At 68.0% G+C, this 18,799-nt stretch carries 18 protein-coding genes and 1 pseudogene; 9 read left to right on the forward strand and 10 right to left on the reverse strand.

The features are described 5' to 3' along the window. Positions 1 to 5 precede the first annotated feature (5 nt). Positions 6 to 1,274, forward strand: a complete 1,269-nt coding sequence (locus tag AS181_RS09795) for a hypothetical protein (protein ID WP_058251382.1) — start codon at positions 6 to 8, stop codon at positions 1,272 to 1,274. 292 nt (positions 1,275 to 1,566) lie between these two features. Here AS181_RS09795 and AS181_RS09800 read toward each other — a convergent pair whose 3' ends face one another. Beyond that, a complete protein-coding gene (locus AS181_RS09800; RefSeq protein ID WP_058251383.1) occupies positions 1,567 to 2,421 on the reverse strand; it encodes a glycosyltransferase family 2 protein in 855 nt (284 codons plus the stop codon). A gap of 91 nt (positions 2,422 to 2,512) precedes the next feature. On the opposite strand from AS181_RS09800, the gene AS181_RS09805 reads away from it, so the two are divergent. Beyond that, positions 2,513 to 3,214: a glycosyltransferase family 2 protein gene (locus AS181_RS09805; RefSeq protein ID WP_058251384.1), complete on the forward strand. Its 702-nt coding sequence runs from the start codon at positions 2,513 to 2,515 to the stop codon at positions 3,212 to 3,214. A 7-nt stretch (positions 3,215 to 3,221) separates the two neighbouring features. Next, a complete protein-coding gene (locus AS181_RS09810; RefSeq protein ID WP_058251385.1) occupies positions 3,222 to 3,575 on the forward strand; it encodes a DUF2304 domain-containing protein in 354 nt (117 codons plus the stop codon). Here AS181_RS09810 and AS181_RS09815 read toward each other — a convergent pair. Continuing rightward, complete coding sequence (locus AS181_RS09815) at positions 3,572 to 4,291, reverse strand: hypothetical protein (protein WP_175404304.1); 720 nt, start codon at positions 4,289 to 4,291, stop codon at positions 3,572 to 3,574. The genes AS181_RS09810 and AS181_RS09815 overlap by 4 nt on opposite strands. 138 nt (positions 4,292 to 4,429) lie before the next feature. On the opposite strand from AS181_RS09815, the gene AS181_RS09820 reads away from it, so the two are divergent. From AS181_RS09820 to AS181_RS09830, 3 genes are all read left to right on the forward strand, one after another. Continuing rightward, positions 4,430 to 4,972, forward strand: coding sequence for an EXLDI protein (locus AS181_RS09820; RefSeq protein WP_058251387.1), 543 nt, complete (start codon positions 4,430 to 4,432; stop codon positions 4,970 to 4,972). Positions 4,973 to 5,105: 133 nt separating this feature from the next. Further along, positions 5,106 to 6,044, forward strand: a complete 939-nt coding sequence (locus AS181_RS09825) for an ABC transporter ATP-binding protein (RefSeq protein ID WP_058251388.1) — start codon at positions 5,106 to 5,108, stop codon at positions 6,042 to 6,044. An 8-nt stretch (positions 6,045 to 6,052) separates the two neighbouring features. Next, positions 6,053 to 6,847, forward strand: a complete 795-nt coding sequence (locus tag AS181_RS09830; RefSeq protein ID WP_058251389.1) for an ABC transporter permease — start codon at positions 6,053 to 6,055, stop codon at positions 6,845 to 6,847. A gap of 57 nt (positions 6,848 to 6,904) precedes the next feature. On the opposite strand, the gene AS181_RS09835 is transcribed toward AS181_RS09830, so the two are convergent. Together AS181_RS09835 and rfbA are read right to left on the reverse strand one after the other, a co-directional pair. Further along, positions 6,905 to 7,522, reverse strand: a complete 618-nt coding sequence (locus AS181_RS09835; RefSeq protein WP_058251390.1) for a dTDP-4-dehydrorhamnose 3,5-epimerase family protein — start codon at positions 7,520 to 7,522, stop codon at positions 6,905 to 6,907. 52 nt (positions 7,523 to 7,574) lie between these two features. Next, the gene (rfbA, locus tag AS181_RS09840) at positions 7,575 to 8,450 is read right to left on the reverse strand and encodes a glucose-1-phosphate thymidylyltransferase RfbA (protein ID WP_058251437.1); all 876 of its coding nucleotides are present in this window, start codon (positions 8,448 to 8,450) and stop codon (positions 7,575 to 7,577) included. A 130-nt stretch (positions 8,451 to 8,580) separates the two neighbouring features. On the opposite strand from rfbA, the gene rfbB reads away from it, so the two are divergent. Continuing rightward, positions 8,581 to 9,597 (forward strand): dTDP-glucose 4,6-dehydratase, encoded by a 1,017-nt coding sequence (rfbB, locus tag AS181_RS09845; RefSeq protein ID WP_058251391.1) that lies wholly within the window; start codon positions 8,581 to 8,583, stop codon positions 9,595 to 9,597. Positions 9,598 to 9,819: 222 nt separating this feature from the next. After that, positions 9,820 to 10,839, forward strand: coding sequence for a UDP-glucose 4-epimerase GalE (gene galE, locus AS181_RS09850; RefSeq protein WP_058251392.1), 1,020 nt, complete (start codon positions 9,820 to 9,822; stop codon positions 10,837 to 10,839). Here galE and AS181_RS09855 read toward each other — a convergent pair. The 4 genes from AS181_RS09855 to AS181_RS09870 form a co-directional block, all read right to left on the reverse strand. Then, positions 10,824 to 11,687, reverse strand: coding sequence for a hypothetical protein (locus tag AS181_RS09855; protein ID WP_058251393.1), 864 nt, complete (start codon positions 11,685 to 11,687; stop codon positions 10,824 to 10,826). The genes galE and AS181_RS09855 overlap by 16 nt on opposite strands. 288 nt (positions 11,688 to 11,975) lie before the next feature. Beyond that, complete coding sequence (locus AS181_RS09860) at positions 11,976 to 14,057, reverse strand: DUF6541 family protein (protein WP_058251394.1); 2,082 nt, start codon at positions 14,055 to 14,057, stop codon at positions 11,976 to 11,978. A 109-nt stretch (positions 14,058 to 14,166) separates the two neighbouring features. Beyond that, positions 14,167 to 15,429 carry an MFS transporter gene (locus AS181_RS09865; RefSeq protein WP_058251395.1) on the reverse strand — a complete coding sequence of 421 codons (1,263 nt, stop codon included), beginning with the start codon at positions 15,427 to 15,429 and terminating at the stop codon, positions 14,167 to 14,169. After that, complete coding sequence (locus tag AS181_RS09870) at positions 15,426 to 16,091, reverse strand: GntR family transcriptional regulator (protein WP_058251396.1); 666 nt, start codon at positions 16,089 to 16,091, stop codon at positions 15,426 to 15,428. The genes AS181_RS09865 and AS181_RS09870 overlap by 4 nt, the downstream gene beginning before the upstream one ends. Before the next feature lie 267 nt (positions 16,092 to 16,358). Between AS181_RS09870 and AS181_RS09875 the strand changes: the two genes are divergently transcribed. Next, positions 16,359 to 17,555 carry an NAD(P)-dependent malic enzyme gene (locus tag AS181_RS09875; RefSeq protein ID WP_058251397.1) on the forward strand — a complete coding sequence of 399 codons (1,197 nt, stop codon included), beginning with the start codon at positions 16,359 to 16,361 and terminating at the stop codon, positions 17,553 to 17,555. Positions 17,556 to 17,687: 132 nt separating this feature from the next. Here AS181_RS09875 and AS181_RS09880 read toward each other — a convergent pair whose 3' ends face one another. Then, the gene (locus AS181_RS09880; RefSeq protein ID WP_058251398.1) at positions 17,688 to 18,359 is read right to left on the reverse strand and encodes a VOC family protein; all 672 of its coding nucleotides are present in this window, start codon (positions 18,357 to 18,359) and stop codon (positions 17,688 to 17,690) included. Between the two features lie 48 nt (positions 18,360 to 18,407). Then, positions 18,408 to 18,799: pseudogene (locus tag AS181_RS09885) on the reverse strand (hypothetical protein); the annotation flags it as partial.

Genomic DNA, 18,799 nt, shown 5'->3' on the forward strand with positions numbered 1-18,799 from the left:
GTTCGATGACGACCGATCCGACGACGCCGGGTCCGGACGCCGGTTCGGCAGGCGACACCGACGCACGTTCACTGGGCCGGGTCACGATGGCGACGATCGTCGCGGCCGCGTCGGGGTATGTCGTCCTGCTCTTGGCGGCCAGGCATCTCGGGGCCGTCGGTTACGGCGTGTTCGCCGTGTTCTGGGCTGCCTACGGCCTGGTGACCGGGGCGCAGAACGGGCAACTGCAGGAGACGACGCGGGCGGTCCGGACCGCCGCATCGGAGGGGCTCGCCCGGTCGCGCCCGTTGCTGGTCAACGCGGGCATCGGGCTCGGCCTGGCCGTTCTGGTCGTCGCGACGTCACCGTTGTGGAGCTCACGGGTGTTCACCGCGGATCGCGGCCTGTCGGTGCTGCTGCTCGCCGTCGGCGTGGCGAGCTTCGCGGTGTACGCGCACCTGTGCGGAGCGTTGTCGGGGCGGCTGGACTGGTCGTCGTTCGCGGTGCTGCTGTCGGTCGACGCGCTGATCCGGCTCGCTGGTGCCGGTGTCGCGGTGGCGGCCGGCTGGGGCGTCACCGCGTTCCTGGTCGTCACCGTCGTCGGGTCGGTGTCGTGGTGCCTGCTGCTCGTGGTGTCGGCCTCGGCCCGCCGTGCGATCGGCGTCGCCGGCGACGTCGCGCCCCGACGTCTGACGGGCAACACCCTGACCGCGATGGCCGCCGCCGCCGCGAGCGCCGTCCTCGTCATGGGTTTTCCCGTGCTCATCAACCTGACCACCGACCTGCGTGGCGGCCCCGACGCCGACGACGTCCGGACGATCGGCGCGCTGATCCTCGCCGTCACCCTGACCCGCGCACCACTACTAGTGCCGCTCAACAGCTTTCAGGGTGTGCTGATCTCGAGGTTCGTCGACCGCCGGGACCACCGCCTCGCCGCGCTGGGTGCTCCCCTCGGGATCGTCGCCGCGGTCGGTGGCGTCGGGGTGACGGCCGCGTGGCTGGTGGGCCCGTGGTTGCTGCGATCGGTGTTCGGCGCCGACTTCGATCTCGACGGTGTGGTCGTGGCGATGCTGACGCTCGGCGCGACGTGCCTGGCGCTGCTGACGGTGACCGGCGCCGCCGCGATCGCCGCGGGCGCCCACCGCTGGTACGCGGCCGGATGGTGGGTGTCGACCCTGGTCGCGATCGCGATGTTGTTGCTGCCGCTCGACGTCGCGACCCGGACCTGCGTCGCCCTCGTCGTCGGACCCCTGGTCGGCCTCGGCGTGCATCTCGTCGGGGTGCTGCGGGCCTGACCCTTCGTGACGCTCGCAAGCTCGCTCCTCAGGGAGCATGGGGTCGGCTCGCAAGCTCGCTCCTCAGTACCTGCGGCCTCGCGGCCGTCGTTGACCGAAAGAACCGCATAACCCCTGCTCCCTGAGGTGCGAGGAGCGCAAGCGACGAGCCTCGAAGGGCTGGTGAGGCGCGCTACGAGCCCTTCGAGGCTCGCTTCGCTCGCACCTCAGGGAGCAGGGGTTAAGCTCGCTTCGCTCGCACCTCAGGGAGCAGGGGTTGGGCTCGCCCACCCCCCAGGGAGCGCAGGCGCTCCTAGCTTCCGGACGAAATCCGCAGCCGGCCGAGGCCCGCGCCGACGCGGGCCGAGAGGTGGTTCAGCCTCGACGTCGCGTGCCACCTGGCGGCGCGCGCTGCCTTCGGCCAGCCGTGCGCCTCGCAACGCTGCGCTTCGTCGGCGAAGAATCGGTTCTCCTCGGCGAACCGCCGACCGTCGACGGCCTGCACCGAACTCACCGAGGCGCGGTGCCTGCGGTAGGAGAAGACGACCTCGGGGTCGTAGACCAGTGATCCGCCGGCGCTCGCCAAATCGACGAGGAGTGCGAGATCGAGGACGATCTCGAGTCCGGGCCGGAACCCGACCTCGCGCACGGCGGCGGTCCGCCACAACAGGGACGGAAAATAGGTCCAGTTGCCGTGGTACAGCGAGGTGGCCAGCCGTTCCCCGGACAGCACGGTCGCCCGCGGCGGCGCGAGAACCGACTTGATCCGGTCACCGAGCGGCGTGACCGGTTGACCGTTCTCGTCGATGACGTCGACGCCGGGCGCGATGACCGCGGCGTCGGGATGGTGGCGGGCCATCGTACGGACGGCGGCGAGGTAGGCGCGGTGCATCACGTCGTCGCACCCCATGACCACGAACCAGTCGGCGGTGACCAGCTCGACGCAGCGCCGGAAGTTCCCGTTCACGCCGAGGTTGGTCTCGTTGCGGAGGTACTGGACCCGGGCGTCGCCGAGCGACTCCAGCCATTGCCGCGGCGTCGGATCCGGGTAGCAGTCGTCGACGACGACGAGCCGGAGGTCCGGGTCGTCCTGGTCGAGCACACTGGTGACGGCTTGCCGGAACTGGGCGACGTCGCCGTAGAACGGCATCATCACGTCGATCGTCACCGGACAAGACTAACCAGGTCCGATCACCATGCAGCCCCCGAGGCGTGCCGGGCGGCAGACCCCGCGCGGAAGCGGGTTAGGGTTGTTGACCATGGCCGAACCCAGTACCAACGCCGACGTGTGGCTGGTGGTGCCCGTCTTCAACGAGGGCCAGGTGATCCGCGAGGTGGCGGCCAAGGCCCGCGAGACGTTTCCCAACATCGTCTGCGTCGACGACGGCAGCTCGGACAACTCGGCCGAGCAGATCCGGGCCGCCGGGGTGCATCTGGTTCGGCACCCGGTGAACCTCGGTCAGGGCGCCGCGATCCAGACCGGCGTCGAGTACGCGCGTCGCCGGCCGGGGGCACGGTTCTTCGTGACCTTCGACGCCGACGGGCAGCACCAGGTTAACGACGTGTCGGCCATGATCGAACGCTTACGACGCGAGCCGGTCGACATCATCGTCGGGACCCGCTTCGCCGACGGTCGCAGCGAATCGGTTCCGATCCTGCGCCGGATGGCGTTGCGCACCATCGTGTTCCTGAGCCCGCGCACTCGTCGCCTCGGATTGTCCGACGCGCACAACGGACTTCGGGCGTTCAACAAGACCGTGGCCGATGAGCTCGACCTGCTCATGAGCGGGATGAGCCACGCGTCAGAGTTCATCGCGCTCATCGATCACCACCGGTGGCGGGTGGCCGAACAACCGGTGACGATCCTCTACACCGACTACTCGCGGGCGAAGGGACAGTCGCTGATCAACGGGGTCAACATCGTCGCCGACGGCCTGTTCCACACCCGGGTGAGGAAGTGATGCCACGATGATCTGGTTCCAGATCCTCGCGATCCTCGGTCTGGTCGCGCTCGTCGGGTTCTTCGTGGTGAATCGAGGCACGGCCCGCGCGTCGGCAGGCGTGAAGCTGCTGTTCGTCGCGTTCATCGGCTTCGGCCTCTACGCGATGCTGCGGCAGGACGACGTCACATGGGTGGCCAACAAGATCGGCATCCAACGCGGCCTCGACCTGGTCCTGTTCCTCCTGGTCATCGCGTTCGCCTTCACGACGGTGTCGACGTATCTGCGGTTCCGCGACCTGGAGGTCAAGTACGCGCGGCTGGCCCGCGCGATCGCGCTGCAAGACGCGGAGCGCGAGAACCATTCCGGAACGGGCGACTAGCTCCGGACCGTCATCGACTGCGCCGCGGCCCTCCCCGACTCCAGCCGATTGTTCGTACCATTGGCGGCGGAACGGCTTTCGGCCGCGGCCACCTGGAACATGGTGGCGACGATGGAGGCGTACAACACCAGCTCACCGAAATTGCCTAGCCAGAGAACCGACATGCCCGCGGCCGCGGTGACCAGCATCGTCACCGAGCCGAGCAACAGCCAGAGCGACCGCACCTGACGCCACGCGGTCATCCCGATCGCGATGAGGATCAGCACGGTGCCCAGTGCGGGGACCGGCGGGCCGGCAGCGGCGGCGTTGGCGTACCGCAGCGCATCACCGTCGGTCGCCGGCGTCAGCTCCAGCGCCACGAAGCACTCGACGATCCCGACGACCACCAATGCGGCGACGAGAACGGCCCCGACCACGACCACCGGGCGACTCCACCGCACCCCCAGACGCCAGGCGAGCACGGCCGCGGCGACAACGATCAGCGGAGTCATCAGCCCGTGAATCCAGAAGCGCGGCAGGTTGATCGCGTACAAAAGGTCACCGAAGCCGACCATCCGGCCTACGGCAACTGCCACGTTGTCGAATGTCAGTGCCACGCCGAGCAGGACCACCAACCAGGTGACGGCCCCGCCCGACCGCCTCAGGCGGAACGCACACGCCGTCAACGCGATCATCCCCAGCCCTATCGCGGCCATGATCGCCGAATTTCCGATCACTCCAGTGAGCATCTGCTCGCCACCTCCCATTGCTCAGCTTACTGAACGATTCGGAGCCGTCACCCTCACGGACTGCCCTCCCGGATGCAGTTTCCCCGATCCCTTGCGTCTACGTATACATCTACATATAGTTACCGCATGCCCAACAAGACCATCTACGTCTCCGACGATGACCTCAAAGTCCTCGAACGCGCTCAACAGGTGTCAGGAGGCAATCTCTCCGGCGCAGTCGTCGAGGCACTGCGCGCGTACGTGCGGGCAGCCGACTACCGCGACGCCGGTTACGACGAGGTCGTCCTGCGCGACGGTCCCGACGGAGTGCGTCGTAAACGGTTCTTCGGCAGACTCCTCGCCGAGGAGACCGAGTACGACGAAACCACCGGCAATGCAACCAAATTGACCGCTTACGAAGGGCGGACCGGCAAGATCGTCCTCGCGGTCCACCACGTCGACTGGGCGAACTACGGGGTGACACATCGGCAGAAGACCGGTAACTGGCTGAAAGACCTGACCGGCCTTCCCAGTGTCCGCAGCCTGTTCACCGCCGACCTACCCGACTGGGGCGACTACCGCGTCGACATCGTCGACTCTCCCGACCAGCTCAAACCGCTTGTCCCCGAACGCTTCTACGCACGTACTGCCGCCGCCCTCCGACCCGAGGTCGAAGACCTGGACGTGTAAAACCCCACCCGACCGCACCACTAGAACAACCGAGCAGTTCCCGGCGACGTCCATCAGGGACCGTCGTCTACCCACACATGCATATATGCGCATGAGTTTATTTCTAGTTTCAGCAACCACTGGGAGCACGATCATGACAACAACCGCCGTCCGCGCCTCCGGACTCACGAAGTCCTTCGGCGACCACACCGTCCTCGACGGTATCGATCTCGACGTACCGGCGGGCGCGGTGTTCGCCCTGCTCGGACCCAACGGCTCCGGGAAGACGACCACCGTGAAGATTCTGTCCACGTTGTCGCAACAGGACGCTGGTGAGGTGGAGGTCGCCGGACTCGATCCGCGGACCGACCGCGCCGCGATCTGCGCGCAGATCGGCCTGACCGGGCAGTTCGCCGCCGTCGACACGTTGCTGACCGGGCGGGAGAACCTCACCATGGTCGCCCGCCTGCGACATCTCTCGAAAGCGGCGACCCGCGAACGGGTCGACCGGTTGCTGCGCGACTTCGACCTCACCGACGCCGCGGACCGTCGGGTCGCCGAATACTCCGGCGGTATGACCAGGCGCCTCGACCTGGCCATGACTTTGGTGGGCGAACCGTCGATCATCTTTCTCGACGAGCCGACGACCGGACTCGATCCACGGTCCCGCCGCGCGGTCTGGGACACCGTCCGCGGTCTCGTCGCCGGCGGCACCACCATCTTCCTCACCACGCAGTACCTCGAGGAAGCGGATCACCTCGCGGACCGGATCGCTGTGCTCGACCGCGGCCGCATCGTGGCCGAGGGGACGGCGGCCGAACTGAAGCGTCTCGTGCCGGGCGGATACATCCGGATCGACTTCACGAACGCCGACGACCTCGAACGGGCGCGGTCGCAGTTCCCCTCGGCGGTCGACACCCCGGGCGAGAACACCCTCGCCGTCCCCGGTGGCGCCGGGATCGGCGCTGTCCGCGGCGTGCTCGCCACCCTCGACGACGCCCGGATCGACGCTGCCGGGATCTCGGTCCACACACCGGATCTCGACGACGTCTTCCTCACCATCACCGGCCGCACCGCCGCTACCACCAACTAGGAGAAGTCATGACCACCACGCTCGACCACACCCTGTCCGACTCCGCGGTGATGGTGCGCCGCAACCTGATCCGGCTACGGCGCTACCCCACAATGATGTTCTCCACGATTGCGATGCCGGTCGTGATCCTGCTGATGATGACCTACTTCTTCGGCGGTGCCATCGAGAGCGCCCTCGCCGCGGACGGACCGCTGGACGGCAAGTACATCAACTATCTTCTCCCCGGCCTACTGCTCTTCGTGCCGTCGTTCCTGACGGTGGCGGTTGCGGTCTCGGTCAATCAGGACGTCACCGAGGGCATCATCAATCGGTTGCGATCACTGGCCACTCCGCCGACAGCGATCCTGGCCGGACACTTCGTCGGCGCCCTCATCCAAGGTGTGGTCGCGGTCTGCTTCCTGCTCGCGGTCGCGTTCGCGATGGGCTTCCGTGCCGACGCAAGCCTTCTCGACTGGTTCGCGGCCGGCGGACTGCTCCTGCTACTGACCGCGGGCCTCGTGTGGATCGCGGTTGCCATGGGTGTCGTCGCGCCGAATCCGGAGAGTGCGAGCAACATGCCGCTGCCGCTGCTGTTCCTGCCCTATCTGGGCAGTGGGCTGGTCCCGACCGACAGCATGCCCAACGGTGTCCGCCAGTTCGCCGAGTACCAGCCGTTCAGTCCCATCGCGGACACGCTGCGCGGACTCCTCATGGGTCTCGACATCAGTGATCGCTGGCCGTGGGCGCTGGGGTGGTGCGTGGTGTTCCTGGTGGTCGGCTACTTCTGGGCGGTCACCGCGTTTCGGCGGTCCACTACCGGCTGACGCTTCCTGCCCTGCGACGTGTACGGCTGGCGCCGTGCACGTTTCGGCGTTCGCGCCTCAGTTCCGCAGCGAACCCAGGAAGTCGGCCACCTCGTCGTGGTTCGGCAGCAGACCCGACTCGCGCGCCTCGGTGAGCCCCGGTGCCGCGGTGTCCTTCGGCGAGAGTTCGAACTCCAGCGGTGAACCGTCCCGGGCGTGCGTCGGCCATTCGATACCCAGTTCCGGATCGAGCGGGTTGATGCCGTGCTCACCGGTCGGGTTGTATCCGGTGGAACAGAGGTAGGTCACGGTCGAGTTGTCGGCGAGCGCGCAGAACGCGTGGCCGAGACCCTCGGACAGGTAGACCGCACGACGATCCACGTCGTCGAGCAGGACGGTGTCGTAGGTACCGAAAGTGGGTGAGCCGACGCGGATGTCGACGATGACGTCGAGAATCGCGCCGGTGGGGCAGGTGACGTATTTCGCCTGTCCGGGGGGGACGTCGGCGAAGTGCACGCCGCGCAGCACGCCGGCCGCGGACACCGAGAGGTTCACCTGCGCGAGGTCGAAGCGGTGACCGATGGTCTCGGCGATCACGTCGGCCTTGAACGCCTCGGCGAACAACCCACGGGCATCGCCGTGTTGGACCGGGGTGAACTCCCACGCTCCGTCGATGGCGAGCGGGCGGACCTTCATGCGGACACCTTTCCCAGGGTCGGTCGTCGGACATGCGCCTCGGGGGCGGCGCTTAGAAACCCTTGCCCCGCTGCAACAGTTCGAGCAGGTAGTCACCGTAACCCGACTTGCGGAGTTTGTCGGCACGAGCCCGCAACTCCTCGTCGGAGAGATACCCCTGTCGCCACGCGATCTCCTCTGGGACAGCGATTTTGAGTCCCTGGCGTTGTTCGACGGTGCGGACGAAGTTGCCGGCGTCGAGGAGGCTGTCGAACGTGCCGGTGTCGAGCCACGCCGTGCCGCGCGGCAGGACGGTGACCGACAGTTTCCCGCGGTCGAGGTAGTGGGCGTTGACGTCGGTGATCTCGTACTCGCCGCGGGCGCTGGGCCGCAGGTTGCGGGCGATGTCGACGACGTCGTTGTCGTAGAAGTACAGACCGGGTACCGCGAAGTTCGACTTCGGTTGTGCCGGTTTCTCTTCCAATGAGATGGCGGTGCCGTCGGCGTCGAAGTCGACCACCCCGTAGGCCTCCGGGTTGGCCACCCAGTAGGCGAAGACCGCGCCGCCGTCGACGTTCTCGAAACCCTGCAACCGGCTGCCGAGTCCGGGTCCGTAGAAGATGTTGTCGCCGAGGACGAGAGCGACCGAGTCGGTACCGACGTGGTCGGCGCCGAGGACAAAGGCCTGCGCGAGTCCGTCCGGGGAGGGCTGGGTCTTGTAGGTGAGGTCGATGCCGAACTGGTCGCCGTTGCCGAGCAGGTTCTCGAAGGCCGGGGCGTCGTGCGGGGTGGTGATGATCAGGATGTCGCGGATCCCGGCCAGCATGAGCGTCGAGAGCGGGTAATAGATCATCGGCTTGTCGTAGACCGGGACGAGTTGCTTGCTCACCCCCTGCGTGATGGGGTGCAGCCGCGTGCCCGTACCGCCGGCCAGGATGATCCCTTTCATGGCGATCAGGGTAATGCCCGCGGCCTTTCGCGACGGCACGCGAGTCGCGCCGCTGCGCTCACCCGAGGCGAGCAGGTCGGCTCCTCGGTAGAGTGACTGCGACCATCGACCTCGACGAAAGGCGCCGCGCGTGCGTGTTCTCGTGACCGGGGGTGCCGGGTTCATCGGCGCCAACTTCGTGCTGCGCACCCTGACGACCCGCCCCGACGTCTCGATCCGGGTCCTGGACAAACTCACCTACGCCGCCAACCCCGACACCCTCGCCCCGGTCGCCGACCGCGTCGAACTCGTCGAGGGCGACATCACCGACGCCGCCCTGGTCGGCCGACTCGTCGCCGACACAGACCTCGTCGTGCACTTCGCCGCCGAATCCCACAACGACAACTCTCTGGCCGACCCGTCGGCGTTCGTCTCCACCAACCTCGTGGGCACCTACACCCTGCTCGAAGCCGTCCGCGCCCACCAGGTGCGCTACCACCACATCAGCACCGACGAGGTCTACGGCGACCTCGATCTCGACGACCCGGCCCGCTTCACCGAACAGACCGCCTACAACCCGTCGAGCCCCTACTCCTCGACCAAAGCCGGCAGCGACCTGCTCGTGCGCGCCTGGGTCCGCTCCTTCGGCGTGGCCGCCACCATCTCCAACTGCTCCAACAACTACGGCCCGTACCAGCACATCGAGAAGTTCATCCCCCGCCAGATCACCAACGTGCTCTCCGGGGTGCGCCCCAAGCTCTACGGCGACGGCCGCAACGTCCGGGACTGGATCCACGTCGACGACCACAACGACGCCGTGTGGACAATCATCGACCGCGGCCAGATCGGCGAGACCTACCTCATCGGCGCCGACGGCGAGGTCGACAACCGCACCGTCGTGGAAACCATCCTCGAACTCCTCGACCAGCCCGCCGACGCCTTCGACTTCGTCACCGACCGCCCCGGCCACGACCGCCGCTACGCCATCGACTCCACCCGCCTTCGCACCGAACTCGGCTGGACCCCCTCCTACCTCGACTTCCGCGCCGGCCTCGCCGCCACCATCGACTGGTACCGCGACCACCCCGGCTGGTGGCAACCCGCTAAAGAAGCCGTCGAACAGAAGTACGCCACCACCGAACGCGTCACCGGCACCTCCGCTGGTTGAGCCGTTGTCCGCTAGTTGACCCGGCCCCTCCGCTGGTTGACCCGGCCCCTCCGCTAATTAACCAGCCCCTCCGCTGGTGACCCGGCCCCTCCACTGGTTGACCCGCCCCCTCCGCTGGTTGAGCCGGCCCCGAGCGAAGCGAGGCGCCGAGTCGAAGCCACCTGGTGACCTCCATGCAGTCCACTTGGCCCATTCCCAGGGTCGCCGCTTACGGTGGTCGTCATGCGCGTACTCGTGAGCGGAGGAGCGGGCTACATCGGCTCGCACACCGTCATCCAATTGGTCTCGGCCGGACACGACGTCGTCATCGTCGACGATTTCAGCAACGCCAAGCCGGCCGTCGTCGGCCGGCTCGAGGCACTGACCGACCGTTCCATCCCCGTCCACGCCTTCGACCTCGCCGACGTCGACAAGACCGAACACTTCTTCGCCCACGAGGACATCGACGCGGTCATCCACTTCGCGGGGTTCAAGGCGGTAGGCGAGTCGGTGGCCAAGCCGCTCGACTACTACCAGAACAACCTCGGCACCACGTTCGCCCTGCTCCGCGCGATGGAACGCCACGACGTGCACACGCTGGTGTTCTCGTCGTCGGCAACGGTCTACGGCGCGGAGCCGCAGTTGCCGATGACCGAGGACCTACCCACTTCGGCGACCAACCCGTACGGCTGGACCAAGGTGATGATCGAGCAGATCCTGCGCGATGTCGCCGCCAGTTCGGACGTGTGGCGCATCGCGGCACTGCGGTACTTCAATCCGGTGGGCGCACATCCGAGCGGACAGATCGGCGAGGACCCGTCGGGCATTCCGAACAACCTGATGCCGTTCGTCGCGCAGGTCGCGGTCGGCCGGCGCGAGAAGCTGGCGGTCTTCGGCGACGACTACGACACCCCCGACGGCACCGGCGTGCGCGACTACATCCACGTCGACGACCTGGCCGCCGGCCATGTCGCGGCCCTCGACCGCATCAGCACCGGCGAGACCGGCATGTCGACCTGGAATCTCGGTACGGGGCAAGGGGTTTCGGTCTTGGAGGTCGTGCACGCGTTCGAGAGGGCCAGTGGGCGCCCAATCCCCTACGAGGTCGCCCCGCGGCGGGCCGGCGACATCGCCGCGTCCTACGCCGATCCGACCCGGGCGAACGACGACCTGAACTGGCACGCCGCCAAGACCATCGACGACATGTGCGCCGACACCTGGCGCTGGCAGTCAGGCAACCCGAAGGGCTACCCGGACGCCTGACCGGTTTCCCCTTGGGCAGGCGCGTGCGGATCGTCGGGATCGACGATCGAGTCGGTGACCCAGCCGATGTAGCGCCGCGCCGAACTGTCCACCACGTCCCGGGCGTTCTCGGCCACGACGACACCGAACGCGTCGTAGAGCCGGTCGAACCGGAGTTCGTTCACCCGGTCGACGATGTGGCGGACGAGCCGCGGTGACAGCGGGATCATGTTCGGGTAGCTGCGCATGAAGGTCACCATGCCGGGATGCATGACGCCCTTGATGGTGTCGCCGGTCAGCACCGCACCCCTGCCGTCGGCGGCGTCGGGGAGGTGTAGCACCGCGCTGCCGGGGAAATGACCGCCGCACTGGACGAGTCGCACCCCGCCGAGGACTTCGGTGGTGTCCGACCAGAAGCGCACGACGGGGTCGGGGCGGGTGACCCATCGCCGGTCGGAGTCGTTGTAATACACCGGAACTCGACCGAATCGGTGACTGAGCGAGACGCTCGCGCCCACCAGATGCGGATGGCTCGCGGCGATGGCGGCGACCCCGCCGTGCTGCTTTAGCCAGTCGACGAGGGACGGCCCGAGGAAACCCGGCGGTTCCCAGAGGATGTTCCCGCCGGGAGTCGCGACGAGCAGGGCACGCTGCCCGATCCCCACGGAGGGTTGCACCGTCAGCGCGGTCAGACCGGGCTCCAGTTCGTGGGCGGTCAGCGCGTTGTCGGCGGTCTCGTCGAGCGGAGTCCAGCTGGGACCGCTGACCGGACGCCACTGCCGGTCGTCGTCGCAGATCGGGCACATCGCGAGCGGCGTCTCGCCCGGCGGGAACTCGTTGGCGCAGAAGACACACATCCAGGGCCGCATGTCCCGACGCTAGCCCGTGCCCGTGCGTCGAACGGGGTGAATGGCCGCCCCGCTCCGTGTGCGAGACGCGGCCCCACTGCTCCCTAAATCCGAAAGAAGCGACCCCATTGCTCCCTGAGGTGTGAGGAGCGATAGCGACGAGCCACGAAGGGCCTGGTGAGACACGATGCTGAGCCCTTCGTGGCTCGCTTCGCTCGCACCTCAGGGAGCATGAGTTCAGTCGCCCAGGATTGGTCTTTCGTGGCCCACGACGGCCGCCGGGCCGCAGTTACTGAGGAGCGGAGTCACTCAGGGCGCGGGCGGCGGCGGGTAGACGAGGTCGTTGACGCGGTAGACCACCGCGTCGCCGCGGCGGAACACCTCGGTCAATCCGGGAGCGCCGTTCTGACGCAACGCCAGGAAGGGGTCGCCCTGGTGACCACGGGCGGGGTCGGGCATGCCGCGCTGGAACTCCCAGTAACTCGGCGGCGAGTCGATCACGTAATGCACGTTCATGTCTCGCACGATCTGGTCGATGGCCGGGTCGGCGCCGATCTCCGACACACCCCAGAACAGGTCGCGCTGCCGCTCGGAGAACTCGTTGGCCCGGTAGAAGGGGAACATCGGGGTGACCCCGGTGACCGGGTACAGCCAGCCGGTGCCCTGGTCGAGGTTGTTGAGGACGAGGACGTCCTGGGCGTCGGGTTGCGCGGCGAGCCACTCGTAGGCGGCGAGATCGTCGGGCCCGACATACTTGCCGCCCCGCTCCTTCGACGCGATCTGCGCGTTCGGCGGATAACGCACGACGGCGGCGCCGGCGATCAGACCCAGCAACACCACGTATGTCGCGGCCACCACCCAGCGCGCCTTCCCCGAAGTCGCCTCGGCCTTTCTTAGACCGTCGGCCGGGTCCGATGCCACGCGGCGTCGGACCAGACCTGCGACGCCGAGCGCGAGAACCCCGATCGCGACGCCTGCCGCCGCGGCCGAGATGATCGCGACCACGAATGTGAGCCGGTGGGGTGAGTTGTAGAAGTAGCCGCCGATCGCCCCGAGCGGGTATGACAGCGGCCCCAGGGACACCATCGCGTTGGCGGTCACCAGGGCGAACACGAACCATGCGACCAGGCCGGCCCAGCATCGCAGCCATACGAGCGCGATCAGCCCGAGCAGGGTGACGACGATCAGCGGCCACACCGGGAAGTGATCGAGCTCGAGCGGGATCGTCCCGTTGAACGCGCCCTTGACGAGCCCGTCGAGGACGCCGATCGTCTCCTCACGGAAGTCGAAGAACGGGAGTTCGTTGGTGTCGGCGACCCGGATGGTGCCCAGGACGACCGGTGCGATGAGGACCAGCGTCACCACCGCAGTGACGGCCAGCGTCGCGAGATCGCGCAGGCGACCGGCGACCGGACGCCACAGACCCTCGCACAGCCACCAGAGGCCGACGATCACGCCGACGACGATCAGGCCGGAGGGGTGGGTGGCGGTCACACCGGCCACGGCCAGCGCGGCCGGCAGCACACGCGATCTGTCCGACACCACGCTCATCACGAGGACGGCGGCGACCGGCGCCAGGCTCACGCCGACCGCGTTCGGCACCGAGGTCAGCTGGACCTCGACGTAGGGCAGGGACGGGAACAGCGCGCTCAGCGCACCCGCGGTACCGGCGATGAGAGCCGACGAGTCGACGTCGTAGCGGTGCCGCGCGAACCAGTAGGCCAGCGACGCGACACCGAGCGGAACGGTGATCGCCAGCACGGCGGGCGAATACGTGTTGTAGAGCTCGACCGGGTCGGCACCGGTCAGCGGGAACAGCAACGCACCCAGCGCATGCCAGGTGTTCGGGTAGTAGTTGAACCCCTGGGTGTCGTAATTCATCAGCTCGCCCATCCGCATGGCCGAGCCGACGCCCGTCTCGTAAATCCAGCGCAGGGAACTGGCGTGCCACAACGAATCCCACACCTGCGAGATGTTGCCGAGACCGGCGAATGCGGTCGTCGCGATCGGCCGGATACAGGTGACAGCGATGACGAGTCCACCGAGTCCGAGCCCGGCGGCGACCCTCACCACCGCGGTCCGTCCCACGCGGGATTCGCCGTCGGCGTCGGGTACCGGCGCCAGCCGCTGACCCCACCGGGTGAGCAGCAGTGCCGAGTAGACCCAGGCACCGCCGACCGCGAAGACCAGACCCACCAGGGCCGAGACGGCATTCCACTCGAAGCCGACGACGGAGTACAGCACCGTCAGGATCGAGACCAGGGCGAACGTGATGGGCGGACCGGCGGCCAGCGCGACCGGCCACGGTAGGTTCATCCGTCGGCCGACGAACGCGCCGGGCAGGATGAGCACGAGCGCGGTCACGACGACGACCCATGCTCCCAGCATCATCGTCTGCGCCTTTCCACACTCACCCGCTGCACTCCCCGTCGCACCGCGGTGTCACTGCGGTGCCTGATCAAACTCTCAGCAGGTTACCGGGTGGTCGATCGACGACGCGTCACCGTGTGCGGGCGGCCCCGCCGGCCGAGCCCGCCATTGCGGCGGTACCGGGTTCTACGACGGGCGCACCGTGGCGACGATGTCCGAGGAGAGCGACGATCAGGCTCATCATTGCGGCGACGGCGCCGAAGCCGAACATGACCGGGTAGGTGATCGCCGGCCAGCTCTCCGAGATCCAGGCCAGAACCGCCGGAACCCCGAAGCCGAGGTAGGTCACGCCGTAGAACACGGCCGTGAGCCCGGCGAGGTCGTCGGGTCCGGCGATGCGCTGCACCTCCAGCAGGCCGACGATCATCGCCATGCCGTATCCGCAGCCGAGCAGCGTCGACGCCAGGAGCGCGACCCATACGGTCAGCACGTGTGCCGCCACGGCCGCGAGGACCATTCCGGCCACGAGCACCACGAAGGCGACGACGACACCGCGGAGACTCCCCGGCCGGTTGATCCGCCGACCCAACGACTGGATGCCGAAACCGGCGGACAGGCCGAGGACGCAGCACAGGCCGGCGAACGCGATCGGCGCTCCCGCGGTGCGGGCGGACATGAGGGCGGGGACGATCGCGTAACCCGATGCGGCGGCACCGAAAACCCAGGGCGCCAGTGGCAGCACGACGAACAGGAAACGACGATGGCCCGCGGACGGGATGCGCAGGTCGTCACGCAGACGCCCCGGCGAGTCTTGTCTGGGACGCGTCTCCGGCACCAGCACGATCAGGTTCGCCGCGACGACCGCGATGGCGATGTTGATCAGGTACGGCAGCACATGCGGCCACGGCCCCCACTGCGCGAGCACCCCGGCCACCCCGGCGCCGACGCCGAAGCCGGCCGTGAGACTCATGGCCGCGCGACCGGCGCCGGCACCCGTCTGCGCACCGTCGCGGTCGGAGAGTTCCTTGATCCAGCTCCCCCCCACGGCCATCGAGAGACCCAGCGCGATGCCGCTGCACACCCGCCCGGCGGTCAGCAGTGCCACCGACTCCGAGCCCGCGGCCAGCAGTCCCGAGCCGACCGCCGCGAACAGCGGGGCGGGCAGCATGAGTGGCCGTCGGCCCAGCCGATCCGACAACGGGCCGCCGATCAGCAGGGCGGGCACGATGCCCAGGACGTAGGCGAAGAGCAACGCGTCGACGACGACCGGTGACATGTCGGTGATCTGCCGGTACATGACCAGCAGCGGCGTGAATTCGTTGCCGCCCCACGCGGTGGCGAACACGGCGAGCGCGACGGCGGGCCATCCGAAGCGCGCGCGGTCGGCGCTCATGCCGGTGCCCCGGGGAGGTCGTGCCCGGGTAGATCGTGAACCGCGACGAGGTGGCCGGCGAGCAGGGTGTCGAAACGTTCGGCGTCGGCGGAGTCGATCGCGTCGAGGAGCGCGCGGTGGTCGTCGAGGATTCGGGCCGCGACACTCGCGTCCCGGTGCACCGACGCCGTCGTCATCCGTCGATGCCGCTCCCCGAGCGTGGTGTAGAAGCCGGACAGCAATGCGTTGTCGCCGGCGGCGGCGATGAGCTGATGGAACTCGGCGTCGATGCGGGAGAACTCCCGGATGTCCGAGGCGTCGGACCGACGATGGGCGTCGAGGTTGGCGCGCAGACTCCGCACGAGTCCGGCCACCGCGCCCGGCCGACCGACGACCGCACGCACCGCGTGCCGTTCGAGGAGCAGGCGTGCGTCCACGACGTCGCGGATCTCGCGCTCACCGATGGGGACCACGAGGGCTCCCCGTTTCGGGTAGAGACGCATCCAGCCTTCGGTCTCCAACCGCAGGAACGCCTCGCGCACCGGAGTACGGCTCACCGAGCACTTCGCGGCGATCTCACCCTCGCTGATCAGCTCACCGCCGGCGATCGCGTTTGTGAGAATTTGCTCTTTGACCTCGACATATACCCGCTCAGCAGCGGATTCGGAGGTCGCATGCAACATAGACACAAGTTGTACCTTATCAATGATCATTGGACACTTCACCTGGGCCGACCCACCTTCCGGAACGATCCCAGACGGTGAGACACTTAATCCGGCCGTAACGAGCGTCACCCCGCTCACACGAGCCCGGCCCGCGTCCGCTGAGCCCACCTGCTCGCGTCGATGCGGATCACTTCTAGCTCGCGGGCAGCGTGGCCGGCGAGACGATGCAACCCGCATTTTCGCGGCTTTTCAGGAGGACCCGTGACGAGCACGGAGGACACACGTATGGGTGAGACCCCCTACACCGAACCCACGATCGCCGACCACCCCATCACCGACGAAGAGATCTTCTTGGCCCACGTCGGCGGCAAGCTCTCGGTGGAGCTGCGCGCACCCATCGACACCCAGCGCGACCTGTCGATCGCCTACACCCCGGGTGTGGCCCAGGTGTCGCGTGCGATCGACACCGATGCCACCCTGGTGAACAAGTACACCTGGACCGATCGCCTGGTCGCCGTGGTGAGCGACGGCTCGGCGGTCCTCGGACTCGGCGACATCGGTCCCCGCGCCTCGCTGCCGGTCATGGAGGGCAAGTCCGCACTGTTCCGCAGCTTCGCCGGACTCAACTCGATCCCCATCGTTCTCGACACCCAGGATCCCGACGAGATCGTCGAGACCCTCATCCGACTCCGCCCGAGCTTCGGCGCCGTGAACCTCGAGGACATCTCCGCGCCGCGCTGCTTCGAGATCGAGCGCCGCGTCATCGAGGCCCTCGACTGCCCGGTCATGCACGACGACCAGCACGGCACCGCGATCGTCGTCCTCGCCGCCCTCAAGGGCGCGACGACCCACCTCGGCCGCGATCTCGCCGGCCTGAAGGTCGTGATCTCCGGCGCCGGTGCCGCGGGTGTCGCGTGCGCGAACATCCTTCTGGCAGTGGGCATCTCCGATGTCGTCGTGTTGGATTCCAAGGGCATCGTGTCTGCGGGACGTGACGGCCTGAACGAGTCGAAGAGCGAACTGGCGTCACGCACCAACCCGCGCGGGCTGACCGGTGGCGCGGTCGAGGCCCTCGCCGGCGCCGACGTCTTCATCGGTGTGTCGGCAGGTCTGATCCCCGAAGAGCTCATCGCGTCGATGAACGACGATTCGATCGTCTTCGCCCTGTCGAACCCCGACCCGGAGATCCATCCGGAGGCCGCCGCGAAGTACGCGGCGATCGTCGCGACCGGACGCAGCGACTTCCCGAACCAGATCAACAACGTCCTCGCCTTCCCCGGCGTCTTCAAGGGTGCGCTCGACGCCGGTGCGCGACGCATCAGCGAGGGCATGAAAATCGCTGCGGCCGAAGCCATCTTCTCGGTCGTCGCCGATGACTTGCGCGCCGACCGCATCGTGCCCAGCCCGCTCGACGACCGGGTCGCCCCGGCAGTGGCGGCCGCCGTCGCCGACGTCGCCCGCGCCGAGGGGCACTGCTCCTAGGCGCTTTGCCCACCCGCGACTGAAAACCACCCTCCGGGAGCGACCGTCGGCTATGTTCGCCGGCTCGCCTCTGAGAGGGTGGTTTTCAGTCGCGCTTCTCGATGGGTTGAGGGGTCACCACCCCTCGGTTGATCAGTAGTTCTGGTCCTGCCAGGTGCACAGGCACACCTCGTTGCCCTCGGCGTCGGCGAGAACCCAGAAGGCCGGGGCGTACTCGTCCGTGAGGAGTTGGCCGCCGGCGGTGATGGCCGACTGCAGGCGCTCGTGAAGTTCGTCGGTCGGGATCCACAGGTCGACGTGCATCCTGCTCCGCTGGGGGCGAGGTTCGTCCATCTGCTGGAACCAGACGCTGGGTAGGCGCCCGGCCGGATCGACGAGGTCGACGGGTTCGCGATCGGCCGCGTCGCCGTAGCCCAGGACGGCCTTCCAGAAAGGCCTGATGGCCGGGATGTCGAGGGCATCGATGGCGAGGTTGAACTGGGTGACGGGCGCGGACACCGGCTCGAGGCCGAGGTCGGCGGCGATGCCGGTGATCCGGTTCGCCAGGGCGACATCGGCTTCCGTTAGTTGGTGCGCGCTGTGCGTGGTGAGCACGAGATGCACCGTGCCGTAACGCAGATCGATGTCGGGGTGGTGGTTCGCCTCTTCGGCGGCGTCGATGATCTTGGCGACGAACTCGCCGCCCCGCACCATCGATCCGGTGTTGTAGGCGGCGGCGAGTCTGTCGGCGATGACACGCCAGGGATCGGCGACCATCTCGGCGGCCTCGGCGGTGGTGAGCGGCGAGCGAGTGGACCCGGTCATGTCGCCCCATGCTGCCCCGTTCCGGTGGATTGCGAAAGGGGGCGCGCCTCAGTGCCTGTTGGTGGTCGCCGCGGCCAAGGCCGCGATCGCCTGGTGCGTCGCCGGCAGGAACCCACGGCGCGCCTCCTGGTCCAGGGCGGTGCCGGCGCCGATGACCGGGTCGTAGTCGAGCCCGATCACTCCGCCGACCGCACCGGACACCACGTTGACCAGCATGTCGGCGAGGCCATCCTGATGGGCGGCCGGTAGTTGCGCGGAGATGACGACGATCGTCTTCTCCAGCACCCCGGCCCGGTCCCATTCGGTGAACACGACCCGGGCGCGGTTGAGCAGGTCGGGTCGCGCCGCGACGACGAGCACCGGGGTGAGGTTCGGGAGGTCGTCTTCGGCGAGTTCGGGCAGCAGCGTGAGCGGATGCGCACCGGCGTCGACGACGGGAA

The organism is Gordonia sp. SGD-V-85, assembly GCF_001456905.1.
Taxonomy (GTDB): domain Bacteria; phylum Actinomycetota; class Actinomycetes; order Mycobacteriales; family Mycobacteriaceae; genus Gordonia; species Gordonia hongkongensis.